Source organism: Bifidobacterium saimiriisciurei, assembly GCF_010667655.1.
Classification (GTDB): Bacteria; Actinomycetota; Actinomycetes; order Actinomycetales; family Bifidobacteriaceae; genus Galliscardovia; species Galliscardovia saimiriisciurei.
The window spans coordinates 151,466-168,667 of sequence record NZ_WHZU01000001.1; the positions used below are offsets into that span (position 1 = coordinate 151,466).

General features: G+C 64.1%; 11 protein-coding genes and 2 tRNA genes. 7 read left to right on the forward strand and 6 right to left on the reverse strand.

Annotation, left to right across the window (positions count from 1 at the left end; genetic code table 11):
• Window positions 1-60: 60 nt before the first annotated feature.
• Together purM and purF are read right to left on the reverse strand one after the other, a co-directional pair.
• Window positions 61-1,101, reverse strand: a complete 1,041-nt coding sequence (gene purM, locus GFD18_RS00560) for a phosphoribosylformylglycinamidine cyclo-ligase (protein WP_163200063.1) — start codon at window positions 1,099-1,101, stop codon at window positions 61-63.
• A 188-nt stretch (window positions 1,102-1,289) separates the two neighbouring features.
• Window positions 1,290-2,804 carry an amidophosphoribosyltransferase gene (purF, locus tag GFD18_RS00565; protein ID WP_163200062.1) on the reverse strand — a complete coding sequence of 505 codons (1,515 nt, stop codon included), beginning with the start codon at window positions 2,802-2,804 and terminating at the stop codon, window positions 1,290-1,292.
• Window positions 2,805-2,932: 128 nt separating this feature from the next.
• Between purF and GFD18_RS00570 the strand changes: the two genes are divergently transcribed.
• The 4 genes from GFD18_RS00570 to GFD18_RS00585 all read left to right on the forward strand — a co-directional run bounded on the left by GFD18_RS00570 (window position 2,933) and on the right by GFD18_RS00585 (window position 7,343).
• Window positions 2,933-4,591: a Y-family DNA polymerase gene (locus tag GFD18_RS00570; protein ID WP_163200061.1), complete on the forward strand. Its 1,659-nt coding sequence runs from the start codon at window positions 2,933-2,935 to the stop codon at window positions 4,589-4,591.
• Window positions 4,592-4,620: 29 nt separating this feature from the next.
• Window positions 4,621-5,049 carry a hypothetical protein gene (locus GFD18_RS00575; RefSeq protein ID WP_163200060.1) on the forward strand — a complete coding sequence of 143 codons (429 nt, stop codon included), beginning with the start codon at window positions 4,621-4,623 and terminating at the stop codon, window positions 5,047-5,049.
• Between the two features lie 94 nt (window positions 5,050-5,143).
• Window positions 5,144-6,352, forward strand: a complete 1,209-nt coding sequence (locus GFD18_RS00580; protein WP_163200059.1) for a pyridoxal phosphate-dependent aminotransferase — start codon at window positions 5,144-5,146, stop codon at window positions 6,350-6,352.
• Window positions 6,353-6,497: 145 nt separating this feature from the next.
• The gene (locus tag GFD18_RS00585; protein ID WP_204313996.1) at window positions 6,498-7,343 is read left to right on the forward strand and encodes an EcsC family protein; all 846 of its coding nucleotides are present in this window, start codon (window positions 6,498-6,500) and stop codon (window positions 7,341-7,343) included.
• A gap of 500 nt (window positions 7,344-7,843) precedes the next feature.
• Here the strand turns inward: GFD18_RS00585 and GFD18_RS00590 are convergent, their stop codons facing one another.
• From GFD18_RS00590 to purT (GFD18_RS00600), 3 genes are all read right to left on the reverse strand, one after another.
• Window positions 7,844-11,566, reverse strand: a complete 3,723-nt coding sequence (locus GFD18_RS00590; protein WP_163200058.1) for a phosphoribosylformylglycinamidine synthase — start codon at window positions 11,564-11,566, stop codon at window positions 7,844-7,846.
• 182 nt (window positions 11,567-11,748) lie between these two features.
• A complete protein-coding gene (gene purC / locus GFD18_RS00595) occupies window positions 11,749-12,498 on the reverse strand; it encodes a phosphoribosylaminoimidazolesuccinocarboxamide synthase (protein WP_163200057.1) in 750 nt (249 codons plus the stop codon).
• Window positions 12,499-12,674: 176 nt separating this feature from the next.
• Window positions 12,675-13,973, reverse strand: a complete 1,299-nt coding sequence (gene purT, locus GFD18_RS00600; protein WP_163200056.1) for a formate-dependent phosphoribosylglycinamide formyltransferase — start codon at window positions 13,971-13,973, stop codon at window positions 12,675-12,677.
• A 198-nt stretch (window positions 13,974-14,171) separates the two neighbouring features.
• Here purT (GFD18_RS00600) and GFD18_RS00605 point away from each other — a divergent pair.
• Window positions 14,172-14,244: transfer RNA gene (locus GFD18_RS00605), tRNA-His, on the forward strand.
• A 389-nt stretch (window positions 14,245-14,633) separates the two neighbouring features.
• Here the strand turns inward: GFD18_RS00605 and GFD18_RS00610 are convergent.
• A tRNA-His gene (locus tag GFD18_RS00610) sits at window positions 14,634-14,706 on the reverse strand.
• Between the two features lie 198 nt (window positions 14,707-14,904).
• Here GFD18_RS00610 and purT (GFD18_RS00615) point away from each other — a divergent pair.
• Window positions 14,905-16,203: a formate-dependent phosphoribosylglycinamide formyltransferase gene (purT, locus tag GFD18_RS00615; RefSeq protein WP_163200056.1), complete on the forward strand. Its 1,299-nt coding sequence runs from the start codon at window positions 14,905-14,907 to the stop codon at window positions 16,201-16,203.
• A 176-nt stretch (window positions 16,204-16,379) separates the two neighbouring features.
• Window positions 16,380-17,129, forward strand: coding sequence for a phosphoribosylaminoimidazolesuccinocarboxamide synthase (gene purC, locus GFD18_RS00620; RefSeq protein ID WP_163200057.1), 750 nt, complete (start codon window positions 16,380-16,382; stop codon window positions 17,127-17,129).
• Window positions 17,130-17,202: the final 73 nt, after the last annotated feature.

The following is a 17,202-nucleotide window of genomic DNA, read 5'->3' on the forward strand; positions in this document are numbered from 1 at the left end:
GCGTTTGTTCGATTGATGCGTATTGCCGTTGCTGCGTAATCGAATCGTACGAGTGGCGAATCAGTCGTGCAGCGTGATCTGGTTGCCGTCGGCGGATTCGACGATGGAGCCGAGCACGTAGGCGGCCTCGTCATGCTCCTTGAGGATGGCGAGCGCCTCGTCGGCGCGGTCCTTGGAGACGGCGAGCACCATGCCGATGCCCATGTTGAAGATGTTGTACATCTCCTTGTGGTCGATCTCGCCGGCCTTCTCGAGCACGTCGAAGATCGGCAGGACGGGCCAGGTGCCGAGCTTGATGTCGGCGGCGAGGCCGTCGGGGATCATGCGCGGGATGTTCTCGATGAAGCCGCCGCCGGTGATGTGGGCGACGCCCTTGACGACGCCGGCCGCGAACAGGGGCTTGAGGGTCTTCACGTAGATCTTGGTGGGGGTGAGCAGCACGTCGCCGAGCTTGGCGCCGCCGAGTTCGGGAAGTTCGGTGTCGACGGTGTAGCCGGCCTGGTCGAACAGGGCGCGGCGCACGAGGGAGAAGCCGTTGGAGTGGACGCCGGAGCTGGGCAGGCCGATGAGCACGTCGCCGGCGGTGATGGTGGAGCCGTCGACGATGGCGGACTTTTCGGCCACGCCGACGGTGAAGCCGGCGAGATCGTACTCGTCCTCGTCGTACATGCCGGGCATCTCGGCGGTCTCGCCGCCGATGAGGCCGGCCTCGGCCTGCACGCAGCCGTCGGCCACGCCGGCGACGACCTGCTCGAGCAGGGCCGGGTCGTTCTTGCCGCAGGCGATGTAGTCGAGGAAGAAGAGCGGCTGGCCGCCCTGGGCGGCGATGTCGTTGACGCACATGGCCACGCAGTCGATGCCGATGGTGTCGTGCTTGTTCGCCATCTTGGCGACGACGAGCTTGGTGCCGACGCCGTCGGTGCCGGAGATCAGCACCGGCTCCTTGTAGCCGAGCGAGGCGAGGTCGAACAGGCCGCCGAAGCCGCCGATGCCGCCGACGACGCCGGGACGGTTGGTGCGGGCGACGTGGGACTTGATGCGCTTGACGACCTCGTAGCCGGCCTCGACGCTGACTCCTGCCTTTTCATACGCTTCGGGCATGATGGTCCTTTCGTGAATGTCGATGTGCGTCGGTGTGTCGGCCGACGCGTCGGATGTGTCTATCGAACTTGTGTCTATCGAACTTGTGTCTATCGAACTTGTGTCTATCGAATATCGAACTGTTGCGGATGGTTGAAATCGTCCGTCGGGCCGCCGGCCGTTGGAGCGGCTGCCCGACGGACGGACCGTCAGGCCTTGGCCCCGGCCTGCTGGCAGGAGTATTCGTTGCCTACGTACTTGCTCTTGTAGAGCGCGAACTCGGGCAGGCGCTTGCGGTCCTCCGGGGTGAGCGACTTGAGGAAGTCCTGCTCGTAGTCCTCGAGGGCGGTCGGGTAGTCGCCGTTGAAGTAGGCGACGCACAGGCCGCCGTACGGGGCGTCCTCGTGCAGACCGATGCATTCGACGAGGCCGTCGAGCGACAGGAAGGAAAGGGAGTCGGCGCCGATGTATTCGCGGATCTCCTCCACGCTCTTCTTGCCGGCGATGAGCTCCTTGGTGGTGGAGATGTCGATGCCGTAGAAGCACGGGTACTTCAGCGGCGGCGAGCTGATGCGCATGTGCACCTCGGCGGCGCCGGCCTCCTTGAGCAGCTGCACGATGCGCTTGGACGTGGTGCCGCGCACGATGGAGTCGTCGATGACGACGACGCGCTTGCCCTTGACCACGCCGCGAACGGCGGAGAGCTTCATGCGCACGCCCTGCTCGCGCAGCTCCTGCGTGGGCTGGATGAAGGTTCGTGCCACGTACTGGTTCTTGATGAGGCCCATCTCGTTGGGCAGGCCGGCCTCCTCCGCGTAGCCCGAGGCCGCGGAGAGCGAGGAGTTCGGCACGCCGATGACCATGTCGGCGTCGACCGGGGACTCCTGGGCGAGGCGTGCGCCCATGCGCTTGCGGGCGGAGTGCACGTTGACGCCGTAGATGTTGGAGTCGGGGCGGGCGAAGTAGATGAACTCCATGGAGCAGATGGAAAGCTGCGTGTGGTCGGTGTAGGTGTCGATGGTGTAGCCGTCGTCGTTGATGACGATGACCTCGCCCGGGCGGATGTCCCGCACGAGTTCGGCGCCGACGATGTCGAGCGCGCAGGTCTCGGAGGCGAGCACATAGGCGCCGTTCTTCATGCGGCCGAGGGACAGCGGGCGGAAGCCGTTCGGGTCGAGCGCACCGATCATGGCGTCCTCGGTCATGAGCAGGTAGGCGAATCCGCCGTGCACCTTGCGCAGCGACTCCTTGAGCTTGTCCATGAAGGTCGGCTGGTCGGAGCGGCGGATGAGGTGCATGAGCACCTCGGTGTCGGAGTTGGAGTGGAAGATCGCGCCCTCGTCCTCGAGATGACGGCGCAGCGTGCGGCAGTTGGTGAGATTGCCGTTGTGGCACAGGGCCATGTCGCCGTCGTGGAAGCGGAAGATGAACGGCTGGATGTTGTCGGTGGAGCCGGAGCCGGCCGTGGCGTAGCGCACGTGGCCGATGGCCTTGTCGCCGGCAAGACGGGTGATTTCGCGTTCGTCGCCGAACACTTGGGTGAGTAGGCCCAGACCACGGTGGCCGATGAGGTGGCCGTTATCGTTCGAGACGATGCCGGCGCCCTCCTGGCCGCGGTGCTGCAGGGCGTGAAGACCGAAATAGGTGAGACGTGCCGCATCCGGATGACCCCAGACGCCGAAAACGCCGCATTCCTCGTGAATTTCTTCCAGTTCGGCGGACAAGCCACTCGCTCCTTCATATAGAGTTAACGCAGGATTCAATCGCTCCCACGTTACCAACCGCGCACTACAACCGACGCCCCGTCGTGGCGCTGAACGACACGGCGTTTATTCGAACATATGTTCGAGATATGATAGTCTCGAAAACGGTATTCGAACATTTGTTTGTTTGTCTTGATGATGAAGGCTCGGGCTTGGCAGGGGGTGAGGAGGGATTGCGCGACCGGACGTACATCGCCATCGACTTGAAGTCGTTCTATGCGTCGGCGGAATGCGTGGAACGCGGCCTCGACCCGCTGAACACGCATCTGGTGGTGGCTGATGCGAGCCGCACGGAGAAGACCATCTGTCTCGCGGTCTCGCCGTCGCTCAAGGCATACGGCATTCCCGGTCGGCCCAGGCTTTTCGAGGTGGTGCAGAAGGTACGGCAGGTCAACGCCGAACGGCGTCTTCGCGCGCCCGGCCGGCGGTTCATGGGGGAGTCGTATCTGGCATCGGAACTGGCGGAGAACCCACGTCTGGCACTGACGTATGTCGTGGCGAAGCCGCGGATGGCGATGTATCTCGAATGCAGCGCGCAGATATACGGCATCTATCTCAAATACGCCGCCGCCGAGGACATCCACGTGTATTCCGTGGACGAGGTGTTCATGGACGTCACGCGGTATCTGAAGTCCTGCGGCATGACTGCGCACCGGCTGGCCATGACCATCGTTCGAGACATCCTCGCGACCACGGGCATCACTGCCACGGCCGGCATCGGCACGAACTTGTATCTCGCCAAGGTCGCCATGGACATCGTCGCCAAGCACATGCCGGCCGACCGCGACGGCGTGCGCGTCGCCGAGCTCGACGAGATGTCGTACCGGCGGCTGCTGTGGGATCATAGGCCGCTCACCGACTTCTGGCGGGTCGGGCGCGGCTATGCGAAAAAACTCGAGGCCCACGGGCTCAACACCATGGGCGATGTCGCACGCTGCTCGCTCGGCGGTCCCACCGACTTCTACAACGAGAATCTGCTGTACCGGCTGTTCGGCGTGAACGCGGAACTACTCATCGACCACGCATGGGGATGGGAGCCGTGCACCATCGCCGACATCAAGGCGTACCGCCCCGAATCCAACAGCATGAGCATCGGACAGGTATTGCACGAGCCCTATGATTTCGCGCACGCCCGCATCATCGTCAAGGAGATGGCCGACCAGCTGGCGTTAGACATGGTCGAACGAAACGAGCGGACCGACTGCGTGTCGCTCATGGTCGGCTACGACATCGAGAACCTCGGCGGCAGGAAGGACGACTGCGGCATGGGGGAGGCGCCCCGGACCGATGCGTCGCACTATGCCGGCGTGGTTGACACGGACCATTACGGGAGGAAAATCCCGAAAGCCGCGCACGGCACGGAAACGTTGCCGTATACGTCATCCGCCCGCCGCATCGTCGACGCGGCCACGAGGATATACGACCGAGCCGTCGATCCGAACCTGACCGTCCGTCGCATCACCATCGTCGCCGGACGGCTCAAACCGGAGAAGAACGGGGAGGGAGCGGCCGTCGTGCAATCGGCCGGCGACCATTACGAACAGCCCGACCTGTTCACCGACTCGGAAGCCGAGGAACGTCGGCGGCGGGAGTCGGCGGTAGGGGAGCGGCGGGAGCATGACGTGCAGAAGACCCTGCTGGATATCAAACACCGGTTCGGCAGAAACGCCGTCATCAAAGGCATGAACCTCGAGGAAGGAGCCACCGGCATCGAGCGCAACAGCCAGATTGGCGGCCATGCCGCCTAAGCCAACGGAACCTCATGGAAAGGAGTCTCATGCCCCTCACCCCGACCCACCGATACGACGACATCATCGACAGGCCGCATCACCGGTCATCCACACGACCGCATATGCCATTGCGCAAACGCGCCGCGCAATTCATGCCGTTCGCCGCGCTCAGCGGCTACGACGCCATCATCATGGAGACGGCAAGGCAGACCCAACAGCGTGTGGAGCTCGGTGACGACGAACGTCAGGTGTTGGACGAACGGCTGCGGCACATCGTCGAACATGCGTCGGACCATCCGCAGGTCTCGGTGACGTTCTTCATGCCGGACCCCCGCAAGGACGGCGGCGTCTACGTCACCGTCGGCGACACGCTCCGCCGCATCGACACCGTGCACCGGCTGCTCATACTTGGCAACGGGCAGACCATCGCCCTGCAGGACATCGTGGACATCCATGAAATAGCGGCCAATAGATAACCGTTATAGCCTCCGCTGATCAATCCCATGCGGAACGCGACGCAAGAACGGTATATTCGGGCGTGATTGAATCAGTCAGGAGAAGACCATCACCATGCTTGCAGCCGATTCCAACGTCCGTTCATGTCCGGTGCCGTTCGCGCCGATTGCCGAATCGATACCGCCCAACGTGTTCGCCGTCACCGACCGGAAGGTCGCGAAGGCCGTCGCCTCGGGCGCGGACGTCATCGACCTCGCCAAGGGCAACCCCGACGCCTATCCGGCCGAATTCATCCGCGCCGTCGCCAAGAAGGCCGTCGACGATCCGGCCAACGCGCGATACACACCGTTCGACGGCAAGCCCGCGTTTCTCGAGGCCGCCGCCGAATGGTACCGCAACGTGCACGGCGTGGAACTCGACTGGCCTACGCAGCTGTTCGCCGTCGAAGGCGCGGTCGACGGGCTCGCCGGACTCTACGCCATCCTCATCGACCGCGGCGACGCCGTCGCGTTCGTCGACCCCTACTATCCCTCATACCACTGCATGGCCGTCATGCACGGTGCCGAGGAGATACTGCTGCCCGCGCTCGCCGACCATGGATTCCTGCCCGACCTGGACGCCGTGACCGCCGACACCTGGGACCGTGTGAAGATGCTGGTGCTCAACTATCCGAACAATCCCACCGGAGCCCAGGCGTCCCTTGAATTCCTGCGTCGCGCCGTCGAACTGGCGCGTGAGCATCGGTTCGTCATCGTGCACGACTACGCCTACACGGGCCTCGGCGTCGGCGGGCCGGATGCACAGCAGCACAGCATCCTCGAGATTCCCGGTGCGTTCGACGTGGCCGTCGAGGTGTGCTCACTGTCGAAGATGTACGCCATGGCCGGCTGGCGCGCCGGATTCGTGGCGGGCAACGAGGCCGTGGTCTCACGGCTCAAGCTCTACCACTATCAGATGGGCTCCATGATCACCGGCAGCATACAGGACGCCGGCATCGCGGCGCTGCTCTCCGACCAGTCATGCGTCGCCGAACTCGCCGAACGCTACGCCGCCCGTCGTCGCATCGTGGCCGAGGGACTGCGCGAGGCCGGACTCGACGTGTTCGACTCAGCCGGAGGCATCTACGTGTGGGCGCACGTGCCCCGTGACGGCGGCTGGAACGGTGAGCGCCTCGCCGACCACCTGCTCGACCACGCCGCCGTCGCCGTGCTGCCCGGCACCTGCTTCGGTCATGTCGGCGCCGACTACATTCGTCTGAGCCTGCTCAAATCCGAGCCCGAACTCGCCGAAGCCGTCCGCCGCATCCAGATTGCTTTGCGCTAGACGACGTGGATAGGTGAATCCAGACAGCCCTCCGACATTGTTGCAAACATGCCCATGTGTCTTATGGCTTGTAAGAATGTAAACTTCTTTATGAAGTTGCAACGGGGCACTTGCAGCCACATGACATGAGACGAGGGAGACGCCTGTGAGCATCATCGACGGCATCGGCAACATGGCGAAAGACGCCATCGACAATGCAGGCCAAGCGGCGAAGAACGCCGTCGATGGTGTCGGCAAGGCGGCCAAGGACGCCGTCAACGAGGTCGAAAAGGTCGCAGGGCAGGCTGGAGAATCGGTAAAGCAGGCCGGTAGCGATGCCGCGAATGCGATGAAAGACGTTGCCTCGAACGTGTCTGCACCGTCGTTGACCGAAGAGCAGATGTCCGAGATTCTGGACAAGTGCTATGCGGCCGCACTGAACGGCATCCCCAAGGTCAGCAAAAGCAGCGATGCCTTGGCGCAGGAGTACCTGGACCGGTATGATTCGCCGGAGAAGGCGGCCAGGATGTTCATCGCCAATCAGATCGCGAAATGCTCCACGTCCGGATTCGTCACCGGCTTCGGTGGATTCATCACCATGCCTGTGACCATACCGGCGAATATCACCAGCGTGATTTATGTGCAGATGCGCATGATCGCCGCGCTCGCCTATATGGGCGGATACGATCCGCACGACGACGAGGTGCAGACGCTGGCATATATGTGCCTTGTCGGCACATCCATCACGGATATCGTAAAGAAGACCGGCATAGAGGTCGCAAACAAGGTCACCATGGCCATGTTGAAGAAGCTTCCCGGACAGGTGCTGATGAACATCAACAAGAAGGTGGGCTTCCGGCTTCTCACCAAATTCGGTTCCAAGGGCGCCATCAATCTGGTGAAGGTCGTGCCGGTCGCCGGGGCGTTGGTCGGAGCCGGCATGGATTTCGCCGGTACGAAGATAATCGCGGACAAGGCCTACAACGTTTTCCTGCTGAACGACATCGACTGATTGATGTCGTCCGATCGGACCAATTCATTCATTAAGAGGTTTGTGGGTCTATTGCATACATAGGGACGTCGAAAAGGACTTCCTCATGTATGCAATAGCCCCACTTTGTGTTTTCGCGATTGGATAGACCCACAAACCTTGCCGTATGGAGGCATAGCAACTTGCCATGCAGGACGCATGACGTCAACGAGACGACCATTGCAACGAACAAGACGGGGCGCATGACCGGATGAACCGGCATACGCCCCATCCTATTCAGAATTCATTCGTCTGAGCCTGCTCAAATCCGAGCCCGAACTCGCCGAAGCCGTCCGCCGCATCAAAGCCGTGCTGCGATAGCGTGAATCCCGTGATTTACACGCGCAAATTGTCGCGAAGAGGGCCTTTCGGCGACAATTTGCGCGTGTAAACCTCGGATTTCGGCGATTTGGGCATGAAAAAACGGGGAACAGGCCGAATGAGCGGTCTGTTCCCCGTTTTGGTCGCTCAGAGTGTCAGCGTCAGGCGGTGAAGTACTCGACGCCGGCCTCGAAGATCGGCTGGTACTTGTCGCCGGGCACGTTCACGTAGAGGCCGTTGCCGCTACGCTCCGAATGGCCCATCTTGCCGAACACGCGGCCGTCGGGGCTGGTGATGCCCTCGATGGCGAGCAGCGAGCCGTTCGGGTTGACGTTTAGGTCCATGCTCGGCACGCCGGCCTCGTCCACGTACTGCGTGGCGATCTGGCCGTTGGCCTTGAGCTGCGCCAGCACGTCGTCGTTGGCGACGAAACGGCCCTCGCCGTGGGAGATGGCGACCGTGTGCACGTCGCCGACCTCGGTCTTCGCCAGCCACGGGGAGAGGTTCGAAGCCACGCGGGTGCGCACCAGACGGCTCTGGTGGCGGCCGATGGTGTTGAACGTCAGCGTCGGGCATTCGTCGGTCATCGGCACGATGTCGCCGAACGGCACCAGACCCAGCTTGATGAGCGCCTGGAAGCCGTTGCAGATGCCGAGCATCAGACCGTCGCGGTTCTGCAGCAGGTCGCGCACGGCCTCGGTGACGGCCGGGGCGCGGAAGAACGCGGTGATGAACTTGGCGGAGCCGTCGGGCTCGTCGCCGCCGGAGAAGCCGCCGGGGATCATCACGATCTGGCTGCGTCGGATCTCGTCGACCAGGGCCTGCGTGGACTCGGCCACGGCCTCGGGCGTGAGGTTGTTGACGATCAGCGTGGTGGCGTCGGCGCCGGCGCGCTCGAACGCGGCGGCCGTGTCGTACTCGCAGTTGTTGCCGGGGAACACCGGGATGACCACATGCGGCTTCGCCACGGAAGCGCCCGTGTACACGGTCTTCTTCGGCGCGGTGAAGCTCACGGTCTCGACGGTCTCGCCCTTGCCGCGGTAGGGGAACACATCCTCGATGCCATGCTCCCAGGCCTCCTGCACGTCGGCCAGGTCGAGCGTCTCGCCGCAGGCCGCGAACTCGTAGGCCTCGGTGGTCTCGCCAATCTTGCCCATGCACACCAGGTTGGAGACGGCCGGCAGCTTGCCCTGGTCGGCCAGCTCCACGATGAAGCTGCCGTATGCCGGGGCGAACAGGTCGTCAAGGGCGATGGCATCGTCGAGCTTCACGCCGATGCGGTTGCCCAGCGTGTCCTTGAACAGCGTCTCGGCCGTGCAGCCGTAGCCCGGCGTGGAGACGGCGGCCACCTGACCGTCATCGACGAGGTTCTCGATGACCGACAGCACCTCGATGAGGCTCTCCGGCTCCGGAGTCAGGCCATCGGCCTTGTAGCGCGGGGCGATGCGGACCACGTCGTGGCCGGCCTTCTTGAACTCCGGGGAGGTGGCGCGGCCCATCGGGCCCACGGCCACGGCGAAGCTCACCAGCGTCGGCGGCACGTCGAGGTCCTCGAAGCTGCCGGACATGGAGTCCTTGCCGCCGATGGCGCCGACGCCGAGGTCGACCTGCGCCATGAGCGCGCCGAGCACGGCCGCGAGCGGCTTGCCCCAGCGCTTCGGGTCCTCGCGCAGCTTCTCGAAGTACTCCTGGAACGTCAGGTAGGCGTCCTCGCGGCGGAAGCCCGCGGCGACCAGCTTGGAGATGGACTCGACCACCGACAGGTAGGCGCCGGTGAACTGGTTGGCCGACATGATGTATGGGTTGAAGCCCCAGGCCATCGCGGAGGCGGTGGTGGTCTCGCCGAACACCGGGAACTTCGCGACCATGGCCTGCGACGGGGTCAGCTGCTCCTTGCCGCCGAACGGCATGAGCACGGTGGCCGCGCCGATGGTGGAGTCGAAGCGCTCGGACAGGCCCTTGTTGGAGGCCACGTTGATGTCGGTGACCAGCTCGTGCATGCGCTCGGACAGCGTGGCGCCCTTCCACGGGGTCTCGTAGGTGCCGCCCTGCTCCACATGCGCGTCCATGTACTTCGGGGCGCCGTTGGAGTTGAGGAAGGCGCGGCTCAGGCTCACGATGGTGTCGCCGTTCCACGTCATGACCATGCGCGGGTCCTCGGTGACGGTGGCGATGACCGTGGCCTCGAGGTTCTCCTCGCGGGCGTAGCCGAGGAACTCGTCCACATCCTCGGCGGCCACGTCCACGGCCATGCGCTCCTGCGATTCGGAGATGGCCAGCTCGGTGCCGTCAAGGCCCTCGTACTTCTTGGTGACCTTGTCGAGGTCGATGGTCAGGCCGTCGGCGATCTCGCCGGTGGCCACGGAGACGCCGCCCGCGCCGAAGTCGTTGCAGCGCTTGATGAGGCGGCAGGCGTCGCCGCGGCGGAACAGACGCTGCAGCTTGCGCTCGATGGGGGCGTTGCCCTTCTGCACCTCGGCGCCGCACTCCTCGAGGGAGTCGATGTCGAGCTGCTTGGAGGAGCCGGTGGCTCCGCCGATGCCGTCACGGCCGGTGCGGCCGCCCAGCAGGATGATCTTGTCGCCGGGGGCCGGGGTCTCGCGGCGCACATGGTCGGCCGGGGTGGCGCCCACCACGGCGCCGATCTCCATGCGCTTGGCCACGTAGCCCGGATGGTACAGCTCGTCGACCTGGCCGGTGGCGAGGCCGATCTGGTTGCCGTAGGAGCTGTAGCCGGCGGCGGCCGTGGTCACGAGCTTGCGCTGCGGCAGCTTGCCCTCAAGCGTCTCGGACACCGGCACGGTCGGGTCTGCGGCACCGGTGACGCGCATGGCCTGGTACACGTAGGAACGGCCCGACAGGGGGTCGCGGATGCAGCCGCCGATGCAGGTGGCAGCGCCGCCGAACGGCTCGATCTCGGTGGGGTGGTTGTGCGTCTCGTTCTTGAACAGGAACAGCCAGTCCTCGTCCTCGCCGTTCACGTCGACCTTCACCTTCACGGTGCAGGCGTTGATCTCCTCGGATTCGTCGAGGTTCCTCAGCACGCCGTGCGCCTTGAGGTACTTGGCGCCGATCGTGCCCATGTCCATGAGGCACACGGGCTTCTCGTCGCGGCCGAGCTCGTGGCGGATGGCGAGGTACTTGTCGAACGCGGCCTTGACCACGTCGTCGTCGATCTCGACGTTCGTCAGCTGCGTGCCGAACGTGGTGTGGCGGCAGTGGTCCGACCAGTACGTGTCGATGACCTTGATCTCGGTGATCGTCGGGTTGCGCTGCTCCTTGGCGAAGTACTCCTGGCACACCTTGATGTCGGCGAGGTCCATGGCCAGACCGCGGTCATCGATGAACTTGGCGAGACCCGCCTCGTCCAGTTCGAGGAAGCCGTCGATGACCTCCACCTTGCCCGGCGTGGCGACCTCCATCTTCAGGGTGTCGCGCGTGTCGAGGGAAGCCTCGCGGGCCTCCACCGGGTTGATGACGTAGTGCTTGATGGTGGCGATGTCGTCGTCGGAGAGCGCGCCCTCGAGCACATACACCTTGGCGCTGCGCACATCGGGGCGCTCGCCCTGGCTGATCAGCTGGATGCATTCGCTCGCCGAATCGGCGCGCTGGTCGAACTGGCCGGGCAGGAACTCCACGGCGAACACGGCGGCGTCGCCGGTCTCGGGAAGCTCGTCGGTGGCCACGTCGGTCTGCGGCTCGCTGAACACGGTGGGCACGCACTGGCGGAACAGCTCCTCGCTGATGCCCTCCACGTCGTAGCGGTTGATGACGCGCAGGCCCTTGAGACCCTCGACGCCGAGGATGGTGCGCAGCTCGTTGTTCAGCTGCTGCGCCTCCACGTCGAAGCCGGGCTTCTTCTCAACATAGATGCGAAAAACCACTGCAGTTTTCCTTTCTTGATTCGTATGGCCCCGTCAGGTCGGGCTCGTCGGTGAAAAACAACCAAGGGGAGGGACGCCGTTCACGCGTTCACCTCCCCTTGGCGGCTTCGCCGACGACTCCCCTCCGGGAGGGGAGTCATGGCCGTGGCCATGCCCAACGCTCCGGGGAGCCGTAACAACGATTACTTGACTTCGATGCCTTCGGACTTGGCCAGCTCGGCCAGGCGGGACTCGATCTCCTCATAGGCGGGGATGATCGAACCGAGGCCACGGCGGAACAGGTCCTTGTCGAGGTGCTCGACCTTGCCGGAATGGTCCTTCTGGTCCCACAGGCGGCAGGAGTCGGGGGTGATCTCGTCGGCCAGCAGCAGCTTGCCGTCGTCGGTGCGGCCCATCTCGATCTTGAAGTCCACGAGCTTCACGTCGATCTTCGCGAAGATCTCGATGAGGGCCTCGTTGATGCGGCGGGCCAGCGGCGCGATCTCGGCCAGGTCCTCGCGGGTGCACACGCCCAGGGCCACCAGGTCGTCATCGTTGACGAACGGGTCGTGCAGGTCGTCGTTCTTGAGGAAGTACTCGAGCACCGGCTCCTTGAGCGGCAGGCCCTCCTCGACGCCGAGGCGCGAGCAGAAGTGGCCGGCGGCGGTGTTGCGCAGCACGATCTCCAGCGGGAACATGTTCACCTTGCGCACCAGCTGGGCGGTGTCGTTCACGCGTTCGATGAGATGGCTGTCGATGCCGCGCTTCTTGAGCAGGTCGAAGATGATGGTGGTGATGAGGTTGTTCAGACGCCCCTTGCCGGTGAAGTCCTCCTTCTTCTCGCCATCGCCGGCCGTTGCCGTGTTCTTGTACTCGACCCAGAAGACCTCCGGATCGTCGGTTGCGTACAGCTGCTTGGCCTTGCCCTCGTAGAGCTTTTCCAGTTTCTCCATCATTACCTTTCTCACAACGTGATTTCACAGCGTTATCGGAGTGGAAATTCGGGGTGAATAATCGAGCCTAGGATATCAAGCGCCAGCTACAAACACACCGCGCCCGGACGTCTGGAAAACGTCCGGGCGCGGTGTTGCGGGAATGCGGGAATCCACGTCGTGCCGACGATGCGTCGTCAGCCGCGTTCGCCCACCGTGACCTCCAGTCGCCGTGCGACGTCGGCGGCCTTGCGGCGGGCCTCCTCCTCGGTCGGGGCGGCGGCCAACGCCACGGCCATGCGGCGATGGCCGTTCACGCCGGGCTTGCCGAAGATGCGCACGTCCGTGTCGGGCTGCGACAGGGCTTCGGCGAGATGACGGAACGTCACCTCGCCCTTGCCGGAGACGACGATCGCATGGCTGGCCGAGACCATATCCGGGTCCCGCAATGCGACCGACCGGCCGGATACCGGGACGCCGAGCACCGCGCGGGCGTGCAGCGCGAACTCGCTGAGGTGCTGCGAGATCATCGTGACCATGCCCGTGTCGTGCGGACGGGGGGAGACCTCGTTGAACAGCACACGGCCGTCCTTGAGCACGAACAGTTCCACGCCGTATACGCCCCAGCCGGTCTCGCCATGGCGTCGGGCGAGTTCCACCAGGCCGGAGACCATCGTCGTGGCGATCTCGGCGGCCTGACGGCGCACGTCGTCGGTGATCGACGCGCACTGCCACGACTCACGGTAGTCGCCGTCCTCCTGACGCTGGCCGATCGGATCGCAGGTGACGATGCCGGACGACGAGCTCACCGTAAGCACCGTCAGCTCGTAGTCCATCGGAACGAACGCCTCGACGACCACGCGGCTGACCTTGTGCTCCTTGGCGGTGCGGCCCTCGTTCTGCGCGATGTCCCATGCGCGGGCCACATCATCGGCGCCGCGCATCACCGACTGGCCATGGCCGGAGGAGCTCATCACCGGCTTGACCACGCAGGGGAAGCCCACGGCCGCCGCGCCCTCGGCCAGCTCCTCCTCGGATTCGGCGAAACGATACGGCGACGTCGGCAGTCCGAGATCCTCGGCGGCTAGGCGGCGCAGACGCTCGCGGTCCATGCAGATCTGCGCGATCTGGCAGCTCGGCACCACCTGCACGCCCGCCTCGGCGGCCTTTGACAGCTCGGCGGTGGCGATGGCCTCCACCTCGGGGATGATGATGTCGGGTCTCACGTCGGCGATCAGGGCGTTGAGCTCATCGGCCTTGGCCATGTCGAGCACGCGGGCCTCGTTCGCCACATACTGGGCCGGGGCGCCCTCATAGGAGTCGGCCGCGCAGACCCACACGCCCAGACGCATGAGCTCGATGACGATCTCCTTGCCCAGCTCGCCGGAGCCGAGCAGCAGCGCGCAGGTGCGGTTTCCGCGAAGGTCGCCGAGCGGGCGGTCTGTCGCGGCGGGGGGATTGGAGGAATTGACTGTGGGATTCTCAGACTTGCTCATGCCCTTTATTGTGGCATCAGCGCTACCCGTCAAGGCCATGCCTATGGAAATGACCGTGGAAACGCTTGTGCGGCTTGGTTTTCGGCGATGTCGGAGGACGCCGGGCACCTTCGCGACACGCCGATGTGACAAGCGCTGAAAATCGTGTATAGTATTCACCTGTTGCGCTCGTTCAGTCCGCTGAACGGAGACGACATGGTGGCTATAGCTCAGTTGGTAGAGCATCTGATTGTGGTTCAGAAGGTCGCGTGTTCGAGCCACGTTAGCCACCCCGAAGTCAAGGGCTTCTCCGAAAGGAGAAGCCCTTTTTCGTTATGTGACATGTGGCTTCATCATTGACGTGGTCCTATAACCCTACGGCCCTTGACCTGCGACGGCCAGAACGATATCCGGGCCCGAAATCGGTTTTGCGGGTCTATCCGTTTGCGTGGACGTCGTTCCTGACGTCCTCATGTATGTCGTAGACCCACAAATCTCTTTATGACCGTCGTGGACCGACTATTAATGAACGGATAGACCCGCAAAACCGATTTCGGGCCCGGATATCGTTCTGGCCGTCGCAGGTCAAGGGCCGTAGGGTTATAGGACCACGTCAATGATGAAGCCACATGTCACATAACGAAAAAGGGCTTCTCCTTTCGGAGAAGCCCTTGACTTCGGGGTGGCTAACGTGGCTCGAACACGCGACCTTCTGAACCACAATCAGATGCTCTACCAACTGAGCTATAGCCACCATGTCGTCTCCGTTCAGCGGACTGAACGAGCGCAACAGGTGAATACTATACACGATTTTCAGCGCTTGTCACATCGGCGTGTCGCGAAGGTGCCCGGCGTCCTCCGACATCGCCGAAAACCAAGCCGCACAAGCGTTTCCACGGTCATTTCCATAGGCATGGCCTTGACGGGTAGCGCTGATGCCACAATAAAGGGCATGAGCAAGTCTGAGAATCCCACAGTCAATTCCTCCAATCCCCCCGCCGCGACAGACCGCCCGCTCGGCGACCTTCGCGGAAACCGCACCTGCGCGCTGCTGCTCGGCTCCGGCGAGCTGGGCAAGGAGATCGTCATCGAGCTCATGCGTCTGGGCGTGTGGGTCTGCGCGGCCGACTCCTATGAGGGCGCCCCGGCCCAGTATGTGGCGAACGAGGCCCGCGTGCTCGACATGGCCAAGGCCGATGAGCTCAACGCCCTGATCGCCGACGTGAGACCCGACATCATCATCCCCGAGGTGGAGGCCATCGCCACCGCCGAGCTGTCAAAGGCCGCCGAGGCGGGCGTGCAGGTGGTGCCGAGCTGCCAGATCGCGCAGATCTGCATGGACCGCGAGCGTCTGCGCCGCCTAGCCGCCGAGGATCTCGGACTGCCGACGTCGCCGTATCGTTTCGCCGAATCCGAGGAGGAGCTGGCCGAGGGCGCGGCGGCCGTGGGCTTCCCCTGCGTGGTCAAGCCGGTGATGAGCTCCTCCGGCCATGGCCAGTCGGTGATGCGCGGCGCCGATGATGTGGCCCGCGCATGGGACATCGCGCAGAACGAGGGCCGCACCGCCAAGGAGCACAAGGTCAGCCGCGTGGTCGTCGAGGCGTTCGTTCCGATGGACTACGAGCTGACGGTGCTTACGGTGAGCTCGTCGTCCGGCATCGTCACCTGCGATCCGATCGGCCAGCGTCAGGAGGACGGCGACTACCGTGAGTCGTGGCAGTGCGCGTCGATCACCGACGACGTGCGCCGTCAGGCCGCCGAGATCGCCACGACGATGGTCTCCGGCCTGGTGGAACTCGCCCGACGCCATGGCGAGACCGGCTGGGGCGTATACGGCGTGGAACTGTTCGTGCTCAAGGACGGCCGTGTGCTGTTCAACGAGGTCTCCCCCCGTCCGCACGACACGGGCATGGTCACGATGATCTCGCAGCACCTCAGCGAGTTCGCGCTGCACGCCCGCGCGGTGCTCGGCGTCCCGGTATCCGGCCGGTCGGTCGCATTGCGGGACCCGGATATGGTCTCGGCCAGCCATGCGATCGTCGTCTCCGGCAAGGGCGAGGTGACGTTCCGTCATCTCGCCGAAGCCCTGTCGCAGCCCGACACGGACGTGCGCATCTTCGGCAAGCCCGGCGTGAACGGCCATCGCCGCATGGCCGTGGCGTTGGCCGCCGCCCCGACCGAGGAGGAGGCCCGCCGCAAGGCCGCCGACGTCGCACGGCGACTGGAGGTCACGGTGGGCGAACGCGGCTGACGACGCATCGTCGGCACGACGTGGATTCCCGCATTCCCGCAACACCGCGCCCGGACGTTTTCCAGACGTCCGGGCGCGGTGTGTTTGTAGCTGGCGCTTGATATCCTAGGCTCGATTATTCACCCCGAATTTCCACTCCGATAACGCTGTGAAATCACGTTGTGAGAAAGGTAATGATGGAGAAACTGGAAAAGCTCTACGAGGGCAAGGCCAAGCAGCTGTACGCAACCGACGATCCGGAGGTCTTCTGGGTCGAGTACAAGAACACGGCAACGGCCGGCGATGGCGAGAAGAAGGAGGACTTCACCGGCAAGGGGCGTCTGAACAACCTCATCACCACCATCATCTTCGACCTGCTCAAGAAGCGCGGCATCGACAGCCATCTCATCGAACGCGTGAACGACACCGCCCAGCTGGTGCGCAAGGTGAACATGTTCCCGCTGGAGATCGTGCTGCGCAACACCGCCGCCGGCCACTTCTGCTCGCGCCTCGGCGTCGAGGAGGGCCTGCCGCTCAAGGAGCCGGTGCTCGAGTACTTCCTCAAGAACGACGACCTGCACGACCCGTTCGTCAACGATGACGACCTGGTGGCCCTGGGCGTGTGCACCCGCGAGGACCTGGCCGAGATCGCGCCGCTGGCCCGCCGCATCAACGAGGCCCTCATCGAGATCTTCGCGAAGATCGACGTGAAGCTCGTGGACTTCAAGATCGAGATGGGCCGCACCGACGACGGCAAGCTGCTGCTGGCCGACGAGATCACCCCCGACTCCTGCCGCCTGTGGGACCAGAAGGACCATTCCGGCAAGGTCGAGCACCTCGACAAGGACCTGTTCCGCCGTGGCCTCGGTTCGATCATCCCCGCCTATGAGGAGATCGAGTCCCGCCTGGCCGAGCTGGCCAAGTCCGAAGGCATCGAAGTCAAGTAATCGTTGTTACGGCTCCCCGGAGCGTTGGGCATGGCCACGGCCATGACTCCCCTCCCGGAGGGGAGTCGTCGGC

What these genes read in the sequence shown, in the direction of transcription:
- purM (WP_163200063.1), bottom strand. Translation starts at nt 1,101, where the DNA reads ATGCCCGAAGCGTATGAAAAGGCAGGAGTCAGCGTCGAGGCCGGCTAC.
- GFD18_RS00570 (WP_163200061.1), top strand. Translation starts at nt 2,933, where the DNA reads ATGATAGTCTCGAAAACGGTATTCGAACATTTGTTTGTTTGTCTTGAT.
- GFD18_RS00575 (WP_163200060.1), top strand. Translation starts at nt 4,621, where the DNA reads ATGCCCCTCACCCCGACCCACCGATACGACGACATCATCGACAGGCCG.
- GFD18_RS00580 (WP_163200059.1), top strand. Translation starts at nt 5,144, where the DNA reads ATGCTTGCAGCCGATTCCAACGTCCGTTCATGTCCGGTGCCGTTCGCG.
- purC (WP_163200057.1), bottom strand. Translation starts at nt 12,498, where the DNA reads ATGGAGAAACTGGAAAAGCTCTACGAGGGCAAGGCCAAGCAGCTGTAC.
- purT (WP_163200056.1), bottom strand. Translation starts at nt 13,973, where the DNA reads ATGAGCAAGTCTGAGAATCCCACAGTCAATTCCTCCAATCCCCCCGCC.
- purT (WP_163200056.1), top strand. Translation starts at nt 14,905, where the DNA reads ATGAGCAAGTCTGAGAATCCCACAGTCAATTCCTCCAATCCCCCCGCC.
- purC (WP_163200057.1), top strand. Translation starts at nt 16,380, where the DNA reads ATGGAGAAACTGGAAAAGCTCTACGAGGGCAAGGCCAAGCAGCTGTAC.